The organism is Actinosynnema sp. NPDC049800, assembly GCF_040656635.1.
GTDB lineage: Bacteria > Actinomycetota > Actinomycetes > Mycobacteriales > Pseudonocardiaceae > Actinosynnema.
Genome location: NZ_JBFAMT010000010.1, coordinates 185,809 through 205,030, shown reverse-complemented (window position 1 = coordinate 205,030; position 19,222 = coordinate 185,809). Strand labels below are relative to the sequence as shown.

Sequence of the window (19,222 nt, the reverse complement as noted above, 5' to 3'; positions counted from 1 at the left end):
GCCTTGACATGACCGGAACCCCTTGTGTGTCAACAAAAGCGCGCGAGAAGACCGGTCGTTGCGTCGTCGGTGAACTGCTCCAGGCCCGCCAAGACTTGAGGTCCGTTCACCGACGACCACGACCGACAGGTCAGTGATCGTCTTCAGTTGTCACCCGACAGTGCGGGCGGACACCGCCGCATCCGATGCCCGCCCGCATCACCGGCTAGCTAGTAGTCCAACGGGTCAGGCATCCAGCGCAACCAGGCCGCAAGACCGCCGAGGGTGATCTTGAACCGCGTTTCCTCGCGCTCCTCCCCGCCGTCCTCCCGCCACTCGTGACCCGTGGCGTGACCGGCCGCGACCAAGTCCAGGCAGGCCAGCCGCACCATCTCCTCAGCCGCGCCCGCCGCCGTCACCAAGTCCTCGATCGCCCACGCCCGTGACGGCACCAACACCAGCGCATCCGCCACCCGGTACAGCACCGGGAACGAGTAACCCACCAACTCGCCACGCGCCCGGTCCTCGTCCGACAGACGCGACCCCATCACCGGCATCAACCGTGGATCACGCCACATATCCGCATCTCGCAACCAGTCGTGCGCCACGACCGGCCCACCCCAGTAGGCGAGCCCCTCGGGCGACAGACGATGCCGCTGCGCGGACGCCGCACTCCGCGAAGGTCCCTTATCGACCGTCAGGTGCCCCAGCTCTACCAGGTCACGACAGATGTCACGCACTGGGGAGTACGGCACCTTCGCCGCCTTCTCCAACGCCCGCACCGACCATTCCTCGTGCGGGTAGCCGACGATGTGCCGCATCACCGCCTCGAACATGAACGGCGCGTACCCGGCATCGGACAACTCCGTCAGCGGCAACCCCTCCCCGACGACACGAGCCAACCCGCCGCCGGCGTGGCCACGACTCCGCTGCACATCCCTATCAACGCTCATCCGTCTCGATCCCCTCCGCCTTGGCACGCTCGCGCTTGGCCCAATACAGCGCCTCGTGGTGATGACCCCGATCGACTTCCGCGACCCGCGCGTACACCTCGGCCGATCGCGTGTAGAACTCCCGCCACATGTCAGGCGACGCGTCCGGCGCGGGCATGAGGTGCGTCAACGCCTCGTGGGCGTCCTTAAGGGACGTCACCGCGTACGCCGCTGCCCACCGGTCAGGCTTGGTCTTCGCCACGACCGCTCACCCCCTCGACCGGCGCGTGCACGCGATGACCACCGGCGTGCCGATCACCACCGGCAACGCGTTCGTTGACGTCGGCCTGGTGGTCGAACGTCTCGGCCGCGTGCAACGCCGCCGCCTTGGCCCACCAGGGCGTGCTCTCCAACGCCGCGAGCTGCCGCCACAACCACGCCACCCGCCGATAGGTCGGCGCGATCCGAGCCGCAGCCGCCGGATCATCGGCAGCGACGTACCGGTTCGCCTCGTGCGCCTCGGTGTAGGCCCGGTACGCCGCCTGCCACTGCACGGTCAGTTGCTGAAGATCCGACACGGCTCATGCCGCCTTGGCCTCAGCGCTGCCACCGTTCGCCTTGCCACCGGCCGGAGCCGAGCCAGCCGCCTTACCCACCGCCCGGAACCCGGTCGCCCGGAACAGGAACGACTGGTACTTGAACTCACCGTTGCCCGCGATGCGCGGCTCAGCCGTCAGCCCCTCCAACTCAACCGGCCGCATCCCCGGCAACACCTCACCGGTAGTCGGCACCGGCTGAACGTCGGCCACCAACGTGATCTCGAAGCTCTTGCGCTTGGCGTTGGGCTCGTGCGGGTCAGTGACCGTGACCTTCCACTGCCGCTTACCGGTCGCCTCGTCCACCCGCTGACGCACCGGCCGACCGGCCGCCCTCTCGTCACGCGTCTGGTACTCCGTGTCCGGCATGACCTCCCCGACCATCACCAGGCCCTGAGGGAACGCGTCATCAAACGAGACGGGGAACCGGTACCCCTTGCTGATCGCCATCGGCTTCACTCCTCTGACTGGTGCCGCTGTGTCGCGGCTTGCCCATTCAGATTCGTTGGCCAATGGTCCCGTCCCAGATCCGCAGCGGTCTCACCTGCCGCGTACCGCCCGCGTGTCGATCTCAACGAGTCTCGTCTTGGTCTCGTCCCGGTGCTAGCGTCGACCGAAGGCACCAGTGGGGGGAGACCACATGGCCACAGAGTCCACTCTCTTGAGAGTCCTGCTCAGGCAACGCCACATGCAGGGCTACCGCACCTTCTGCAAGGAGTACGACCGCGTCGCCAAACAACTCGACACCGACCTGATCGGCCGCTACCCCAGCAAGGCCCAGTTCTACCGCTGGCTCTCCGGCGACCTACTCGGCCTGCCCTACGCCGACCACTGCCGCATCCTCGAAAAGATGTTCCCCGGCTGGACCGCCGAACAGCTCCTGTCCCCACACGAGGGCGACACCGACAGCCTCATCACCCCACCCCAACGAACCGCGGCCTCCACCCACCCCGTGCCGCGCCCGGTCCAGATGCCCCAACAGGACCGCCTGGCCGACGTCACCGCCGTCTATCCCAGCCGGACCGAGTTCCTGCACAACGTCACCCCACGCGACCTCTTCGAAGGCGCGAAGACCATAGACATCGCAGGCCTGTCCCTCAACGTCCTGTGCCAGCAGTACTCCGACAAAGCCCTCTTGGACTCGATCGAGATCGGCACCGTCATCAAGGCCCTGTTCCTCGACCCGAATGGCCACAACATCACCGCCCGCGAACACGAAGAGGACCTACCCGAAGGCCACCTCTCCATGCTCACCCGCCTCAACATCGAAGCCCTACGCCGAGTCGGAGCCAAAGTCTCACCCGACGCACGCGGCCAACTCCGCATCCGCGTCTACGACGAACCACTCCGCTACAACATCCTCATCACCGACCAAGCGAAGTGCGTGGTTCAGCCCTACTTGCCCGACGCCCGAGGCGTCGAGTCCCCTACCCTCGTGATCGAGAAGGACAACGCGGTGCCAGGCTTGTTCGCCACTTTCTCTCAGGTGTTCGACTCCATGTGGGACCGCGCAAAGGAGACTTGGTGAGCCGACCATTCGATGAACTTATCCGGATCGCACGTCAAACCGTAGGCATCGGCAGCGAACTACTATACGACCGCAGACCTCAAGTCGTCACCGAAAAGTTCGATCGCGACACCTACACGGACGTAGATGTATCTATTGAGCGAAAGATTCGGAAGCATCTTGCAGCCATCACTCCCGAAATAGGGTTCACAGGCGAAGAAGAGGGCGGCATCAACCCGGCACAAGAAGACCTTTTCTGGGCCCTTGACCCGATCGACGGCACGTCGAATTTTGTTCACCAGATCCCGTTGTACGCCGTACAAATCTGCCTGATCAAACAAGGGGAGCCTATCGTCGCAGCAATTGATTCCCCCGTCCTTGGCGTTCAATACTGGGCCGCCATAGGACACGGCGCGTTCGCGAATGAACAACAAATTTTTGCAAGTAGAGTAGACGATCTATCCAAGGCTATGGTGTCGATCGGCGACTACGCCACAGGAACAAACGCGGCTCCTAAGAACCGCCGACGTATAGCCGTTACCACCAAACTCGCTGCACAAGTCGAGCGCGTCAGGATGATCGGGTCGGCTGCCTTGGATCTCGCGTGGGTCGCTGAAGGCAAGCTTGACGGAACGGTAATCCTTTCTAATAACTTCCTGGATATAGCAGCCGGAGCACTTATAGCAAGCGAGGCCGGAGCGACCGTCCTCGACACGAACAGGAATCATTACTCGACCCACTCCCCCGACATAGTCGCCGCAACCAGAGGGATATCAGAAAAATTGCTACACTTGGTGACCGAGGTGGCACCGTAGATATACGGAGTTGCTAATTAGCCTCCAAGAATTCGCCAGCGGTCACTTTGGCGACGAGGTTTTTCAACTCTTCGGACACCCTATTCATGCTTGCAATCATACGCAGCATATTGTTCTCAAAGGCCACTACTGGGCCCAAATTCTCGTCTTTGACGAAATGTTTAATAAGATCCTTGCCCGGAAACAGGCCTATCCAAGCATCTCCAGGGTCGTTAAGTGCGTCAACCACCTCATCCATCCACTGGGAGATAAGCGGGTACGCATCAGTACGTGAGGTAAGCCTGGTCAGGTTGCCGGTTACCTCTTCGGCCTTCTGCACTGCATGGGCCACGAGTGTGTCTCGCAACGAAGAGTTGACCGCACCCTCGCCGGACATAATCGATCTTCCGACAAAAAGACGAGGCAACGAATAATCCTGCGGGGCGGCCAGTAGATTAAATCGATACGCTACCAATGAGGCAGTGACTTCGCCCGAAATCCGAGACGCAATCGCGTGTAGTTTGTCGCGCCACAAACGCGCGTTACCTTCACGTCCATAAATGTCGCGCATCACCTTTGCGATGGCCTCGAAGTCGAGTAGGTAATTCTCTATTTGACATCGACCAAGCACATGTATCCTCCCCTTTCCCTTTTCCCGGTATCGTGCAGCCATCTCCGCAGTTAGGAAATCGCGATCGCGTACAAGATAGAACCGAAGCCATCCGACGTTGGATTCGAGCAGGCTCAACACAGCAGAATTAAGCCTTAGGTGAGTATCGACACCACCGGATGGTACGATTTTGAGCGCATGTGATAGATCGGGAAAGAGCGTTGTAAAAGTGCGGCGGTCAACGGACGCAGCAAGCCCTTCGGAGAAAAGGAGCGTGCGACCGACGCCTACGTAGCCAGCTTCGCCGAATAGCGTACGAAGCTGCGTAGACCAACCTTCCTCGTCACTCGCCGCAGCTATCTTAACTGAATTGCCGACATTATTACGGGACGTGTAGTATACGCGATCACGCCCTGCTTCATCTATAATTTCCGCGTTATGAGTAGCCATCCATATCTGACTGCCCGGAGCAACTCTCTTCAACTCTCGCACCAACACCCGAGCCAATTCTGGATGTAGATGGAGTTCCGGTTCGTCGATGATTACTAGCGAGTCCCTGATACCGTACCTGAGGAACGAGGCGAGGATGAAGAACACTTCTTTTTCACCAGAAGAAAGGTTACTGAAAGGAATCACCTCGCCTGACGGCAAAACAATGTGCAAGTCAGTTGGAATACCTTCTTCGCTGTCCCATATCGAGTATCCCGGCAGCACACGACCCAGCAGATCACTGTACTGACTTACCGGATTCACTGGCAGAGTCGCATTGACCTCAAGCTCACCCCGTTCTTTACGCTTGTAATACAAACCCAAATCGGCATTATAATGATAGCCAAGCTGTGCGATATGATTGAAAAGGTCGTTGAATTGCGTATCCGAAAAGTTGAATGCGAACTGCTCCGCATACAACGCCTGGCGCGTTTCCCGATATGAAAAAATCATATTCGGATTGAACGGCTGATTCGGATAGTGACGATCTGCGCGGAAGAAAATACCGAATGGGCGACCATAGTAGGATTTGAGCGCATTATGTGCCGCTTTAGCGACCTGATAACTTTGCGACTTTGGCCCGTGATCGTATTCAATAACAAGGGAATCATTATCAGCGAAGTAGTCCGACAGCATCGCCGGGGGAACCGATATGCTCGTCTCTTTCCGTAGAACCGCAAGTTCGCCAGGAGTGAAGGTAAGTTCAACTTCTCCGTTGAAGTCAAACCCCTGCCGAAAGCTCGGATAACTCAGACCACGGATGGATGACAATACGTGTGCTATAAGATCAAGAAAGGAGGACTTCCCACTGCCGTTCGGACCAGCTAAAACAATAGTTTCAGCAAAGCTATCCGGAGCCGAAAAAGGGCCGAGATGACTCTCTTCCATATTCCGGAACCGATTTATCTTCAAACTCCGTACGTACATCGCATCCTCGGAAACTCAGACGGTGGGCACTACCAGGTGGAATAGCAGATAGTACTGCCGAACTTGGCTCTATAGGATCAAGGCGCGCCGCCGGTGGCGGCGCGCGATCAGGTCCGGGTCACGTTGGCACCGACTTTCCGCATCACGGCACGCCGGGCTCCCGCTGCGCTCCGCCCGTCGGCCGTGCGCGGAGTCGGTGCACGTGGCCGGGGAGCGACGCGCCAGCACCGGGGCTACGACCACAAGCAGCTCGGGAGCGACACCGGTCGGGACGATCGCCCGATCATGCGGCTTGGTCGGGCTGGGCACGGCGATCGGCTGCCGCGACGGCTGCGCCGTCTTGCCATCGAGTAGGCCACCGACGATGAGCACCAAGGCCGAGATGCACGACGGGCGCTGTCCCTGACGCGTCGTTCGCATCAAGGGCAGCGCCCGTGTCGTGATCAACTTTCAGGCCGTCACCAGGCCGTACGACGTCGGGCGGTCACGAGAACCGCCGAGAAGTAACGAGAGAGTCTGCGCTGGTCAGAGGCGCACGAAGTCCGAAGAGGACTGGTCAGCCAAACTCACACTCAGAAGATCTCGTTCTGGTAGGCGGCGAACTGACCAGTCATGTGCCCTCATCCCCCGCTCGGGCCGGTCGCCGGCCCTCTGCGGTCCCGTCCGCGTCGTCGGTTCGCCGATCATGCTCGTTCCCGCCCGCGCCGCCCGCAAGCACTCGATCGCGGCACTACCGGACCGGCCGAACGACGGCGACCCGGAGGCCTGTCGACCGATCCTCACGCCTCACGCACGCGGTCGGCGAACAGCCGTTTCGGCAGGAGCCAGGTCAGCCGGGCCGAACGCAGCACGGCCAGCGGACCCACTACGGCCAGCAGCAGGACGTAGCCCGCGACGAACGGTGCGACGCGGGAGTCCAGGCCGGCTGCCACGGCCATCGCCGCCAGGACCAGGGAGAACTCCCCGCGCGTCAACACGGTCAGGCCGATGTCCACCGCCTGCTGCCGGTCGAACGAGTGCAGCTTCGCGGCGAACAGGCCGGCGCCCAAATTCAGCACGATCGTCACCGCGACGGCCGCCAGGATCGGCAGCGCGACCGTCCCCACGGCGCCGGGATCGATGCTCAGGCCGAAGATGAAGAAGAACAGCGCGCCGAACGCGTCCCGCAGCGGCAGCACCAGCTTGTGCACGCGGGGTGCGACGCCGGAACCGCCGAGCACCGCGCCGACCATGAACGCGCCGATCGCGTCGGACACCCCGAGCTCGTGCGCGACCGCCGCACCCGTCACCGCCACGCCGACGAAGCACACCACCAGCAGCTCGTCGTCCGCCGAACCGAACAGCCTGGTCACCACCCGACCGCCCCAGCGCGCGATCGCGGCCAGCACCAGCAGGAACGCGAACGCCTTGCCGAAGTCCACCAGCGCGGACACCCCGGACGTGCCGCTGAGCACGGGCTGCAGCACGGCCAGGTACAGCGCCAGGAACACGTCCTCGATCACGATGATGCCCATCACCAGCCGTGACTCGGGATTGCGCAACCGCCGCGCCTCGACCAGCAGTTTCGTCACGATCGCCGACGACGAGATGCCGATCGCGCCGGCGATCACCAACGCCTCGCGCGTGCCCCACCCGAGCGCGAAGCCGAACGCCAGCCCACCGCCGATGTTGAGCACCAGGTACCCGGCGCCCGCCACCGCGAGCCGCCGGCCGCCCGACACCAGGTCGTCCACCGAGAACTCGAGGCCGAGGTAGAACAGCAGGAACACCAAGCCGAGGCTGGACAGGACCGCCAGCTCGCCGGGATCGTCCACAAGGGACAGACCAGGGGTGTGCGGCCCGAACAGGATGCCCGCCACCATGAACAGCGGGATCGTCGGCAGTCCGATCCGGACGCCGGCGCGCGCGATCACGCCCGCGGCGAGGAACGCCCCACCGACCGCCAGCAACGCGTGGCCGGTGCTCATCGGTCCTCCAGCACGATCGCCACCGGCGCCGCGGTCAGCACCGTCGAGACCGTGCCGGCGACGAGCCCGATCAGCAGCGCGGTGGAGAAGTCGGCCAGCGAACCGTCACCGAGCACCAGCAGCGCGGCCAGCACGAACAGCACGCCGATACCCGTGTTCACCGTCCGCGGCAGGGTTTGCAGCACCGCCGAACTCATCACCTCCGGGAACGGCGCCCGCGTCCGCCGCAGCTCGCGCACCCGGTCGAACACCACCACCGAGTCGTTCACCGAGTACCCGATCACGGTGAGCAGCGCGGCCAGGAACACGCCGTCGGCCGTCTTGCCCAGCCACGCGAACGCGCCGACCAGCACGACCACGTCCGTGACCAGCGCGACCACGGTGGCCACGCCGAGCCGCCAGTCGAACCGCACGGCCAGGTAGACCAGCTGCGCGGCCACCGCGATGGCCAGCGCGATCAACGCGTTGCGCCGCAGCTCCGAGCCGAGGCTGGGGCCGATCAGCTCGTTGCTGACCTGCTCCGCCCCACCGGTCGCGCGGTCCACCGCCTCACCCAGCCGCACGGCCGCGGCCGAGTCGATCGGACCCGTGCGCACCGAGACGCCGTCCGAGCCCGACGTCACCACGACCGCGTCACCGAACCCGGCGGCCGCCAGCTCCGCCCGCACCCGACCGGTGTCCACCGAGGCGGCCGTGAACTCCAGCATCCGACCGCCGGTGAACTCCACGCCCAGCTCCAGCCCGCGCAGCACCAGTCCGCCGACGGCCGCCAGCAGCACGAGCCCGGCAGCGAGCAGCCACCGCCGGGGCCGCCGGAACAACGTGATCCCACGCGAGGTCAGCCACGTGCGCACCCGCCCCAACGTGTGCAGCCCGCTCCACCGAGGCCGCCGTTCCAGCAGCGGCATGACCAGCTGCAACAGCACCCGGCTCAGCACCAGGGCGCTGAACAACGACGCCAGCACACCGATCGACAGCGTGACGCCGAACCCCTTCACCGGCCCCGTGGCCAGCCAGAACAGCAGCCCGGCGGCCAGCAGCGTGGTCACGTTCGAGTCCGCCACCGCGCTCAACGCGCCGCGGAAGCCCTGGTCCACCGACCGCGGCAGGCGCTTGCGCCGCGCGTACTCCTCCCGCGACCGCTCGAACACCAGCACGTTCGCGTCCACCGCCATGCCGATGGCCAGCACGAACCCGGCCAACCCCGGCAACGTCAGCGTCGCGCCGATCGCCAGCATCGCCGCGTACGCCAAGGCCGCGTAACCGCCCAGCGCCAACACGGCCACCAGCCCGGCCAGCCGGTACACGAACACCAGGAACAGCCCGGTCAGCGCCACGCCGATGATCGCCGCACGGGCGCTGGCCTCGATCGCCTCCGCGCCGAGCGTCGGACCGACGGTCCGCTGCTCCACCACCTCGACCGGCACGGGCAGCGCGCCGGAGCGGATCACCAGCGCCAGCTCCTCGGCCTCGGCCTGGCCGAACCGCCCGGTGATCGACGTGCTGCCGCCGATCATGCCGGTGCCGCACACCGTCGAGACGTCCACCTGAGGCGCGGACACGACCTCGCCGTCCAGCACGAACGCCACCCGCCGCTTCGGGTCGCCCGGCGGTGAGCACGCGGCCTCAGCGGTCACCCGCTGCCACGCCTGCGGCGCGTCGCCCTGGAAGTCGACCCCGACGAGGTAGCCGACGCCCTGCGGGTTGGGCGTGGCGCGGGCGTCCTCGATGCCCTCGCCGGTCATCACGACCTCGCCGAGACCCACCGCGTCGCCCTCGGGCGTGGGCACGTCGCCCGGCCCGGTCACCGGCTGCACGCGCAGCTGGGCCGTGCGGCCGAGCACCTCGATGGCCTCGGTCGGGTCCTGCACGCCGGGCAGCTCCACCACGATGCGGTGATCGCCGGACCGGGCCAGCACGGGTTCGGCCACGCCGAGCTCGTCGACCCGGCGGCGCAGCACCTCCATCGCCCGGTCGGTGGCGTCGGAGGTGGCCTCGGACGGGGTTTCGAGCACGATCTGGGTGCCGCCGCGCAGGTCGAGGCCGAGGCGCGGTTGGACGGTGAGCAGGGTGAACGCGGACGCGGCGAGCACGCCGAGGGCCAGCAGCCCACGGACGAGTAGCACTCGCCGCGCGCTGGGGCGCGGCATGGTGGAAGGACCTCCGGGTGAGGTGAACGGGGTGGGTTCAGCTACCGGAGGTGGTGGGCGGCGCGCGTTCGCCGAGCGGGGTCTGGCCGTTGCGCTCGGGGGTGCGGTGGGTCGGGTCGACGACGCGCACCCGCACCGGCGGCGCGGGCGTCACGTGCACGGCGGGCTGGACGCCGTCCAGTGGCTGGCCCACGTGCACCTGCACGGGGTGCGCGGCGTTCGTGCCGCGGGTGGCCGTGCCGGGCAGGTGGGCGGCGTCCACGGTGGACGAGACGGCGGCCACGTCGGCGGTCGTGCTCGGGCCGGGTCCGGACACGACGAAACCCGCGATCAACGCCAGGATCGCGAGCAGCGCGCGTCGGGTCATCGGCCTCCTTCCCGACGTCCAGGTTAGCGGCCCCCGGCGAGGACCACGACGGCTCCGCCGAGCAGGGCGCACAGCCACGCGATCACGAGCGGCTGCATCGTCGTGGCCCCGAGGAGGAGCGCCACCGCCCAGCCGGCGAGGATCACCGCGGACAGCCCGAACATGGTCGTGACGAAGGCCACCTTGGGCCGGTGCAGCGGCAGGCGGAGCAACGCCCGCCGCACACCGCCCCGGGCCTTGAACAGCGCAAGTCCCGCGATCACGAGGCAGCCGACGACCAGCAGCCCGGCGAACCAGCCGAGCAGCGGCGTCGGCTTGGGCATGCCCGCCAGCATCAGGACGAGGCCGCCGGCGACGAGCAGCGCGGCCAGCCGGGACAGCGCGGGCCACACCAGGACGTGCGCGGCGTGCAGCGCTTCACCGGACGGCGGCGGCACGGGCGCGCCGCCGCGCTTGCGCCGGACGGTGGCCAGGTTCGCGCGCACGTCGCCGTCGTCCGGGTCGAGGCGCAACGCGGTGCGGTAGGCGCGTTCGGCGGTGCCCCAGTCGCGCACGCGCAGCGCGGAGTCGCCGAGCACCTGGAACGCGCGGGCCTCCGTCGGCGCGAGGTGCGCGGCCTCCCGCGCCACCGCCAGGGCCTCGCGCTGCCCGTCGGGGCTGTCGGCCAGCACTTCGGCCAGCACCACCTGGCACCGCCAGTCGCCGGGCTTGCGCCGCACGCACTCCCGCGCCGCGACGACCGCCTCGGCGTGCCGGCCGAGTTCGCTCAACGCCAGCGCGGTCAGCCGCTGCGCCCACGCCGGGTCGCCGTCGAGCACCAGGGCCCGCTTGGCCGCGCTCAGCGCCGGGTCGGGCTCGCCCGCGTCGAGGTAGGCGGCGGCCAGTCGGCACCACGCCTCACCGTGCAGCGGGTTGGCCGCGAGGGCCGGCTGGAGCAGCTCGATCGCCTTGCGCGGCAACCCGCGGGCGGTCAGCTCGGCGGCACGCACCACGACCGCGGCGATCGACTCCGACATGGCCCACATGGTCGCAGGCCGACGACGCCTGCACTATCGGGTGACGGGCCGCCCCCTCGACCACGGCCCGTCACCCGATCTCCCCCTCAGGCGACGGCCAACTCGCGCACCACGCGGTGCGCGTCCTCCAAGGAGGCGACCGCCAGGTCGCGGAACTGGGCCATGTGCGGCACGACGCCGGCCAACGTCAGCTCGGCGTGCACGAACTCCAGGTCCCGGTCCAGGCCCAGCATGCCGAACACCGCGCGCAGGTACGGCTCCTGGAAGTCGAACGAGTGCCGGGGCGTGCCGGGCGCGTAGGAGCCGCCCCGCGCGGTGACGACCACGACCCGCTTGCCGGTCAGCACGCCTTCGCCGGTCTGCTGGTCGGCCATCAGCTCCGGCACGATGATCCAGTCCAGCCACGCCTTGAGGCTCGACGGCAGGCCGTAGTTGTACATCGGCACGCCGAGCAGCACCGTGTCCGCCGCCTTCACCTCGGCGATCAACCGCCGCTCCAACGGCCGGTCGCCGTCGGCCTCCCGGGTGGCCAGCGCCGCCGGGTCGACGTGCGGCAACGGCTCGGCGGCCAGGTCGCGGTAGGTGTACCCGCCGTCCGGGCGCGCGGCCCGCCACGCCTCGGCGAAAGCGCCGCTGACCTCGCGCGACACCGAACCCTCGAACCGCAGGCTGGTGTCGATGTGCAACAGGTGCACCATAGTCCCCTCTCGGAAGTTCTCGGTTCGGAACATATGGGCAGAGTCATTATGAGTCAAGACGTTCTTACTCAAGAATATCTCACAGCCGGCGTATGATCCCGGGCATGGACCTCGCCCCCAGCCTCGGCTGCACGAGCCGTGCGGGCCTGAACTGGCTGCTGCACCGCGCGGCGCAGAAACTGGGCACGGTCGCGCAGGAAGCGGCGGTGCGGCACGGCATCACCACGCGGGGGCAGATCGTGCTGACCGCGTTGATCAGCGAGGAGTTCCAACGCACCCAGCTCGCCCTCGGCCACGCGCTCGGCGTCGACAAGACCACGCTGACCGCGGAGCTGGACCGGCTGGAACGCGCGGGGCTGATCATGCGCAAGCCCGACCCCAACGACCGGCGCGTGCGCGTGCCGGTGATCACCGAGCAGGGCCGGGCCGTCCAGCGCGAGGTCGAGAAGCTGCACGTCCAGGTGGAGCGGGAGTTCACCGCCGAGCTCGCGCCGGAGGAGGCCCGCGCCCTGCACGACCTGCTGGAGCGCCTGATCGCGGCCGACCACGGGCCGGACAGCGGCTCCTGCCTGTGACCGCCTAGGCCAGGTCGCCGCCGCGCAGCCGGTCCGGCGCCACCTCGGCCCGCGCGTCGACCAGCAGCTGCAACGCCTCGCCGTCGTCCCACTGGTTGACGTTCATCGCCGCCTGCACGCGCCCGTCGCGCAGCCAGAACGCGGTGAACTCGCGCGCGTCCACGTCACCGCGCACCACCAGCTCGTCGTGCTCGGCGTCGGCGAGCCCCCGGTACTCCATGCCCAGGTCGTACTGGTCGGTGAAGAAGTACGGCGACGCCTCGTACGGCTCGTCGTGCCCGAGGACCGTGCCGGCCACGTGCTCGCCCTGGCCCTTGGCGTTCGCCCAGTGCTCGACCCGGACCCGCCGCCCGTAGCGGGGGTGCTCGTGCGCGGCGATGTCGCCGATGGCGAAGACGTCCGGCGCGGAGGTGCGCAGCGCGGCGTCCACCGCCACCCCGCCGTCGGCCAACGCCAGGCCGGCGTCCCGCGCGAGCCCCAGGTCCGGCGCGGCGCCCACCGCGACCACCACGACGTCACCGGTCAGCGAACCGCCGTCGGCGAGCCGGACGCCGTGCTCGGTGAAGCCGTCCACGCCGACGCCGAGCCGCCACCGCACGCCGTGCGCGGCGTGCAGGTCGCGGAACACCTCGCCCATCCGCGGCCCGAGCACCCGCCGCAGCGGCAGGTCGACCGGGTCGACGACCGTCACCGACGCGCCGTGCCGCCGGGCCGCGGCGGCGACCTCGCAGCCGATCCACCCCGCGCCGACGACGACCACCTCGCGGCCGTCGGTCAGCTCCCGCCGCAACGCCAGCGAGTCCTCGACGGTGCGCAACGTCCGCAGACCTGGGAGCTCTCCGCCCGGCACCGGCAACCGGCGCGGCGTCGAACCCGTTGCCAGGATCAGCCGATCGTACGAGTGCGACCCACCGCCGGAGTCCTCGACCACGTGCCGGTCGACGTCCACCCCGACGACCTCGACGCCGAGCCGCAGCTCGATCCGGCGCTCGTCGTAGAAATCGGGCTCGTGCACGCGGACCGGCTCCTCGGCGTCGCCCAGCAGCACCTGCTTGGACAACGCCGGCAGCTCGTAGGGCCGGTGCCGTTCGCGGCCGAAGACGACCACGTCACCGGTGTGACCGCGCTCGCGCAACGCCCCGGCCGCCGAGGCGCCGGCCAGACCGGACCCGATTATCACGATCCGTTGCGGTTCAGCCATTTTCTCACCCCTTCAGGTGACTGCGACGACAGCCACATGCGACGCTAGCGACAGCTCGGCGCGGTCGCCCGGCGGATTGCCCCGTCATGGCACCAACCCGCGTGCGTCTCATCCCCACGAGCGCCCGGATTGGTCCGAGCACCCCGTGTCGAGACACCTGGAGGTTGGGGGCCGTGAGCACAGGCAAGGAGTGGCAGATCTCCTGCCGCGACATCGCGTCACGTCGCCGTGACATGACCGTTTTCGTCAGCCAGGGCCACGTCGTGGTGACGGTGCCGCCGGGTGAGGCGGCCGTGCTGACGCCGTTGGAGGTGGGCCGCCTGCGCGCGGCCTTGCGCGACGCGGTGGTGAACGCGTCCGGCACCCCGGAAAACTGATCACAGGCGTTCCGATTTCACCCCGCGCTCTTCCTACTCGCGGGTAGGTAGTGTCAGTATCGGGGCGTGAGTACCTACTTCGTCACCGGCGCGACGGGTTTCATCGGCAGGCGCCTGGTCGCCGGGCTCCTGCGGCGACCGGACTGCGAACGGGTGTTCGCGCTGGTCAGGCCGCAGTCCGCGGACAAGCTGGGCCGGCACGGCAAGCTGACGCCGGTGCTGGGCGACCTCGGCTCCCCGATCGACGCCGACCGGGTCGACCACGTCGTGCACCTGGCCGCCGTCTACGACTTCACCGCGTCCGCCGACGCGCACCACGCCGTCAACGTCGAGGGCACCCGGCGGGTCGTGGAGTACGCCGGGCGCACCGGTTGCGGGGTGCTGCACCACGTGTCGTCCATCGCGGTCGCGGGCGAGCACCGGGGCCCGTTCACCGAGGACGACTTCGACCTCGGCCAGCACCTGCCCTCGCCCTACCACGTGACCAAGCACGCGGCCGAGCGGATCGTCCGGGACCAGGGCACGCCGTGGCGCGTGTACCGGCCGGGCGCCGTGGTCGGCGACTCGCGCACGGGCGAGACCGACAAGGTCGACGGCCCGTACTACTTCTTCCCGGCGCTGGCCGCGCTCGCCCGCCTGCCGCGCCTGCTGCCGCTGGTCGCGCCGCACTTCGGGGCCGCGAACCTGGTCCCGGTCGACTACGTGGTGGCGGCGCTGGACCGGTTGATCCACGCCGACGTGCCGTCCGGCAGCACGTTCCACCTCACCGCGCGCCGCTCGCAGCCGCTGGACGAGGTCCACAACGCGCTGGCCGCCGCCGCCGGCGCCCCGAAGGTCCGGTTCACCCTGCCACTGCCGCTGCCCGCCGCGCCGACGAGCGCGATCGTCACCGGCGTGCTCACCGAGCTGGGCATCCCGCCGCAGGTCGTGCCGCACCTCGCGGTGCACGCCGAGTTCGACTCGACCGCCACCCGCACGGTCACCGGCCTGGAACCGCCCGACTTCGCCGGCTACGCGCACGTGCTGTGGAAGTACTGGTCGGCGCACCTGGACCCGTTGCGCGCCGCGCGCAAGCACGGCCTGGCCGGGCGGACCGTGCTGATCACCGGCGCGTCGTCGGGCATCGGCGCGGCCACCGCGCTCGCCGTGGCCCGGGAGGGAGCCGTGCCGCTGCTGGTCGCGCGCCGTGCCGAGGAGTTGGAGCAGGTCGCCGAGCGGATCCGCGCGGAGGGCGGCACGGCGCACACCTACCCGTGCGACCTGACGGACGCGGAAGCCGTCGGCGCGCTGCTCAAGCAGGTCCTCGCGGAGCACGACGGCATCGACGCGCTGGTCAACAACGCGGGCCGGTCGATCCGGCGCAGCGTGCACCTGTCCGTCGACCGGTTGCACGACTACGAGCGCACCATGGCGCTGAACTACTTCGCGCCGCTGCGGCTGGTGCTCGGCCTGCTGCCGCACATGAGGGAACGGAGGTCCGGGCACATCGTGAACATCTCCAGCATGGGCGTGCAGCTCAACACGCCGCGCTTCTCGGCTTACCTGGCCTCCAAGAGCGCGCTGGACGCGTTCAGCCGGGTGGCGGCCGGCGAGACGGTGGCGGACGGTGTCACGTTTACCTCCGTGCGGATGCCGCTGGTGCGAACACCCATGATCGGGCCGACGAAGGCCTACGACGCGTTCCCGGCGGCGACGCCCGAGCGCGCGGCGCGGTGGGTCGTCCACGCGCTGGAGCGCCGTCCCGAGGAGGTCAACCTCCCGTCCGGGCTGCTGGCCGAACTCGCCCGCAAGACCGCGCCGAAGCACGTGCGGTCGCTGGTGCACCTCGCTTACCGGGCCATGCCGGAGCGGGGCACGCCGCACACGCCGCCGCTGGCCGCCGTCGCCGCGGGCGTCACCCGCCTCGTCCTGCGGGCGACGCGGTGAACCGGGTCCTGGGAGCGCTGCGCGCCTTGGCGACGCTGGTGCGCGCCGGCGTCGTGCGGCCGATGGGCCCCGGCCGGCTGCTCGGCGTCGTCGACGCCTTCCTCCAGTGGGACATCACGGTCGCGTTCGGGTTCGCCACCGGCGCGGCGCGCCACCCCGACCGACCGGCGATCATCGACGACGCGGGCACGCTCACCTACGCCGAGGTCGACGAACGCACCACCCGGCTCGCGCACGGCCTGCACGACCTCGGCGTGCGGTCGGGGTCGAAGGTCGCGGTGCTGTGCCGCAACCACCGCGGCTTCGTGGAGACCGTGGGCGCGTGCGTGAAGCTCGGCGCGCACACCGTGCTGGTCAACACCGGGTTGAGCGCGGCCCAGGTCGCCGCGGTGCTGCGCGAGCAGGACGTGTCCGTGGTCGTCGCCGACACCGAGTTCCGCGGCCTGCTGGCCAACGCGCCGCGCAAGGTCCGCCGGGTGATGGCGTGGGTCGACGGCGTCACCAAGAGCAGGACGCTGGAGCAGCTGATCGAGGGCTCACCCGCCACACCGCTGCCCCGGCGCCCGCCGCGCGGCCGGATGATCGTGCTGACGTCGGGCACCACGGGCGCGCCCAAGGGCGCCAGGCGACCGGAGCCGGCGAGCCTCGCGCCGGCCGCCGCGCTGTTGTCCCGCATCCCGTTCCGGGCGGGCGACCGGTTCTCCGTGCCGGCGCCGCTGTTCCACACCTGGGGCCTGGCCGCGTTCCAGATCGGGCTCGTGCTCGGCGCGACGTTCGTGCTGCGCCGCAAGTTCGACCCGGCGCTCACGCTGGCCGACGCGCGCGACCACGGCAGCGACGCGCTGTTCGCCGTTCCCGTGATGCTGCAACGCATCCTGGAGCTGACCGGGCGCCCGCACCTGCCGAAGCTGCGCGTGATCGCCTCCAGCGGCTCGGCGCTGCCGCCGCCGGTGGCGCGGCGGTGCCTGGAGGAGTTCGGCCCGGTGCTCTACAACCTCTACGGCTCCACCGAGGTGTCGTGGGTGACCATCGCCCGGCCCGAGGAGCTGGCCCGGCGCCCGGACACGGCGGGCCTGCCGCCGCACGGCACCCGGCTCGCGATCCTGGACGACGCGGGCGACCCGGTGCCGGCCGGCACGACCGGCCGCATCTTCGTGGCCAACGACATGCTGTTCGACGGCTACACCAACGGCGCGGGCAAGGAGGTCCGCGACGGCCTCATGTCGACCGGCGACCTCGGCTACCGCGACCGGGACGGCCTGCTGTTCGTCGCGGGCCGCGACGACGAGATGATCATCTCCGGCGGGGAGAACGTGTACCCGCGCGAGGTCGAGGACCTGCTGGCGGGGCTGGCCGGGGTGCGCGAGGTCGCCGTGGTCGGCGTGCCGGACGAGCAGTTCGGCCAACGGCTCGCCGCGTACGTCGTGCCCGAGGAGCCGGGCGCGGTGGACGAGGAGGCGGTGCTCGACCACGTGCGCGGCAACCTGGCCAGGTTCTCCGTGCCGAGGGAGGTGGTCTTCCTCGACGCCCTGCCGCGCAATGAGACGGGAAAGGTGCTGAAGCGCGAGTTGGGGTGAGTACCCTCTCCAGCGGGGGCAGACTGATGACGATTCCCGTCCAGCGGGCGGCCGACCCGCGCGAGGCCGCGGTGTCCAACCTGCGCGAGGCGCGGATGGCGTTGGACGAGGGCCGCCCCGGCGACGCGCTGGAGGCCGCCGAGAAGGCGGTGGCCGCGTTCTCGTGGCTGGACGACGCCGAAGGCGTGGCGCACAGCGTGCTGGCCCAGTCCGTGGCGCTCGGCAAGCGCGGGCTGCTGCCGGGCGCGCTGGACACCATCGACCGGGTGCAGGCGATCGCGGCGGCCAACCGGCACGTCGGGCTCCAGGCGTGGTGCAGCTTCTCGCAGGCCGTGGTCGAGCTGCGGCTGGACTCGCGGGAGCGGTCGCTGCACTCGCTGGCGCGCGCCCTCGGCCTGGCCGAGCTGACCAAGGACGTCGAGCTGATCGGCTCGATCCTGTACGAGCAGGCCGGCGTCCTGCGCACGCAGTACCACGAGCACTGCATGGTGCGCACGGCGGCGAGCCGGTGCAGCCCGGACGGCGAGCCGTGCACGCGCAAGCTGCGGCGCGCGGAGGCGTTGTGCGCGCAGGCCCGCGACCGGTGGAAGCACCTCGACCAGCCGTTGCGGATGGCCCGGCTGAACCTGCTGCTCACGCACGTGCGGCTGGACCTGGGCGACGTGGACCGGGCGCTGCGCTCGTGCCAGCGGGCCGACCGGCTGCTCGCCGGGCAGGACCGGCCCGTGCTGCGGGCCGAGCTGCTGATGGCCCGGGCCCGGATCAGCGGGGTGCGGGAGCGGCACGACGACCAGGTGCGGCTGCTGACCCGTGCGGCGGAACTGGCGATGGGCGTGCTGGCGCGGGAGGTCGCGGTGCGGGCGCACGGCGCGCTGAGCGTGGCCCACGAGCGGGCCGGGAAGCTCGACTCCGCGCTGCGGCACGCCAGGTCCCAGCTGGAGCAGTACCGGCTGTGGGAGCTCCAGGAAGGCCGGGACCTGCTGCGGATGCGGGAGCACGACCTGTCCGCCAGGCTGGTCGACCAGCTGGCCGAGCGCACGTTCGGGCTGCGACGGGAGCAGCGGGCGGCGCCGGACCCGCTGCGCAGCTCGGCCACCGCCGAGCAGGACCACCGGCGGATCGCGCGGGCGCTGGGTTCCGGGCTGACCAAGCGGGGCATCGAGGTGCTGCGGCGCGTGGCCGCCGGTGAGAGCACCGCGGCGATCGCGGCCGAGCTGTCGTTGTCGCCGAAGACCGTGCAGAACCACCTCCAGCGGATCTACCGGACGATCGGCGTGCGCGACCGGGCGGGCGCGGCGGTCTGGTGGGTGGACCTGGACGAGGAGACCCGGGCACGACCGCTGCTCGACTGAGTCACCTCCGGGTTTCCGGCTCGTTACCCGTAATGGTGGGATGTCCCCGACGATCGGGGCCGCCGTCCCGTGGGTATTGCCTAGTGGGCAGGGGCAGAAGTGGGTGATGACCGTGAGGACCCCCCTGTGCCATGCTCCGCTTGGACGCTTCCGGGCGTTGTCCGCGGATCTGGTCCGGCTCC

General features: G+C 69.0%; 18 protein-coding genes. 7 read left to right on the top strand and 11 right to left on the bottom strand.

What is annotated here, in order from left to right:
• Window positions 1-209: 209 nt before the first annotated feature.
• The 4 genes from AB0I91_RS15365 to AB0I91_RS15350 all read right to left on the bottom strand — a co-directional run bounded on the left by AB0I91_RS15365 (window position 210) and on the right by AB0I91_RS15350 (window position 1,957).
• Window positions 210-857 (bottom strand): hypothetical protein, encoded by a 648-nt coding sequence (locus AB0I91_RS15365; RefSeq protein WP_499637229.1) that lies wholly within the window; start codon window positions 855-857, stop codon window positions 210-212.
• Between the two features lie 64 nt (window positions 858-921).
• Entirely contained in the window at window positions 922-1,173 is a 252-nt protein-coding gene (locus AB0I91_RS15360) for an AMED_5909 family protein (protein ID WP_499637227.1), read from the bottom strand.
• The gene (locus AB0I91_RS15355) at window positions 1,154-1,489 is read right to left on the bottom strand and encodes a hypothetical protein (RefSeq protein ID WP_499637225.1); all 336 of its coding nucleotides are present in this window, start codon (window positions 1,487-1,489) and stop codon (window positions 1,154-1,156) included. Before AB0I91_RS15355 ends, AB0I91_RS15360 begins: the two co-directional genes overlap by 20 nt.
• A 3-nt stretch (window positions 1,490-1,492) precedes the next feature.
• A complete protein-coding gene (locus AB0I91_RS15350; protein WP_499637223.1) occupies window positions 1,493-1,957 on the bottom strand; it encodes a hypothetical protein in 465 nt (154 codons plus the stop codon).
• 190 nt (window positions 1,958-2,147) lie between these two features.
• Here AB0I91_RS15350 and AB0I91_RS15345 point away from each other — a divergent pair, with 190 nt between their 5' ends.
• Both AB0I91_RS15345 and AB0I91_RS15340 read left to right on the top strand, forming a co-directional pair.
• The gene (locus AB0I91_RS15345; protein WP_499637221.1) at window positions 2,148-3,035 is read left to right on the top strand and encodes a DUF5919 domain-containing protein; all 888 of its coding nucleotides are present in this window, start codon (window positions 2,148-2,150) and stop codon (window positions 3,033-3,035) included.
• The gene (locus tag AB0I91_RS15340; RefSeq protein WP_499637219.1) at window positions 3,032-3,829 is read left to right on the top strand and encodes an inositol monophosphatase family protein; all 798 of its coding nucleotides are present in this window, start codon (window positions 3,032-3,034) and stop codon (window positions 3,827-3,829) included. Before AB0I91_RS15345 ends, AB0I91_RS15340 begins: the two co-directional genes overlap by 4 nt.
• A gap of 13 nt (window positions 3,830-3,842) precedes the next feature.
• Here AB0I91_RS15340 and AB0I91_RS15335 read toward each other — a convergent pair whose 3' ends face one another.
• From AB0I91_RS15335 to AB0I91_RS15310, 6 genes are all read right to left on the bottom strand, one after another.
• The gene (locus AB0I91_RS15335; RefSeq protein WP_499637217.1) at window positions 3,843-5,795 is read right to left on the bottom strand and encodes an AAA family ATPase; all 1,953 of its coding nucleotides are present in this window, start codon (window positions 5,793-5,795) and stop codon (window positions 3,843-3,845) included.
• Between the two features lie 818 nt (window positions 5,796-6,613).
• The gene (locus AB0I91_RS15330) at window positions 6,614-7,801 is read right to left on the bottom strand and encodes a cation:proton antiporter (RefSeq protein ID WP_498783784.1); all 1,188 of its coding nucleotides are present in this window, start codon (window positions 7,799-7,801) and stop codon (window positions 6,614-6,616) included.
• Entirely contained in the window at window positions 7,798-9,927 is a 2,130-nt protein-coding gene (gene secD, locus AB0I91_RS15325; RefSeq protein WP_499637215.1) for a protein translocase subunit SecD, read from the bottom strand. The genes AB0I91_RS15330 and secD overlap by 4 nt, the downstream gene beginning before the upstream one ends.
• Window positions 9,928-9,988: 61 nt before the next feature.
• A complete protein-coding gene (locus AB0I91_RS15320) occupies window positions 9,989-10,318 on the bottom strand; it encodes a hypothetical protein (protein WP_498783786.1) in 330 nt (109 codons plus the stop codon).
• A 23-nt stretch (window positions 10,319-10,341) separates the two neighbouring features.
• Window positions 10,342-11,334: a tetratricopeptide repeat protein gene (locus AB0I91_RS15315; RefSeq protein ID WP_499637213.1), complete on the bottom strand. Its 993-nt coding sequence runs from the start codon at window positions 11,332-11,334 to the stop codon at window positions 10,342-10,344.
• Between the two features lie 86 nt (window positions 11,335-11,420).
• Window positions 11,421-12,029 carry an FMN-dependent NADH-azoreductase gene (locus AB0I91_RS15310; protein ID WP_499637268.1) on the bottom strand — a complete coding sequence of 203 codons (609 nt, stop codon included), beginning with the start codon at window positions 12,027-12,029 and terminating at the stop codon, window positions 11,421-11,423.
• A 107-nt stretch (window positions 12,030-12,136) separates the two neighbouring features.
• Between AB0I91_RS15310 and AB0I91_RS15305 the strand changes: the two genes are divergently transcribed.
• Window positions 12,137-12,607: a MarR family winged helix-turn-helix transcriptional regulator gene (locus AB0I91_RS15305; protein ID WP_499613648.1), complete on the top strand. Its 471-nt coding sequence runs from the start codon at window positions 12,137-12,139 to the stop codon at window positions 12,605-12,607.
• A gap of 4 nt (window positions 12,608-12,611) precedes the next feature.
• Here AB0I91_RS15305 and AB0I91_RS15300 read toward each other — a convergent pair whose 3' ends face one another.
• Window positions 12,612-13,808, bottom strand: coding sequence for an NAD(P)/FAD-dependent oxidoreductase (locus tag AB0I91_RS15300; RefSeq protein ID WP_498783795.1), 1,197 nt, complete (start codon window positions 13,806-13,808; stop codon window positions 12,612-12,614).
• A 173-nt stretch (window positions 13,809-13,981) separates the two neighbouring features.
• Here AB0I91_RS15300 and AB0I91_RS15295 point away from each other — a divergent pair, with 173 nt between their 5' ends.
• From AB0I91_RS15295 to AB0I91_RS15280, 4 genes are all read left to right on the top strand, one after another.
• Entirely contained in the window at window positions 13,982-14,185 is a 204-nt protein-coding gene (locus AB0I91_RS15295) for a hypothetical protein (RefSeq protein ID WP_053722955.1), read from the top strand.
• Window positions 14,186-14,251: 66 nt separating this feature from the next.
• The gene (locus AB0I91_RS15290; RefSeq protein WP_499637211.1) at window positions 14,252-16,111 is read left to right on the top strand and encodes an SDR family oxidoreductase; all 1,860 of its coding nucleotides are present in this window, start codon (window positions 14,252-14,254) and stop codon (window positions 16,109-16,111) included.
• Complete coding sequence (locus tag AB0I91_RS15285) at window positions 16,108-17,688, top strand: AMP-binding protein (protein WP_499637209.1); 1,581 nt, start codon at window positions 16,108-16,110, stop codon at window positions 17,686-17,688. Before AB0I91_RS15290 ends, AB0I91_RS15285 begins: the two co-directional genes overlap by 4 nt.
• A 26-nt stretch (window positions 17,689-17,714) precedes the next feature.
• Complete coding sequence (locus tag AB0I91_RS15280) at window positions 17,715-19,040, top strand: LuxR C-terminal-related transcriptional regulator (protein ID WP_498783801.1); 1,326 nt, start codon at window positions 17,715-17,717, stop codon at window positions 19,038-19,040.
• Window positions 19,041-19,222: the final 182 nt, after the last annotated feature.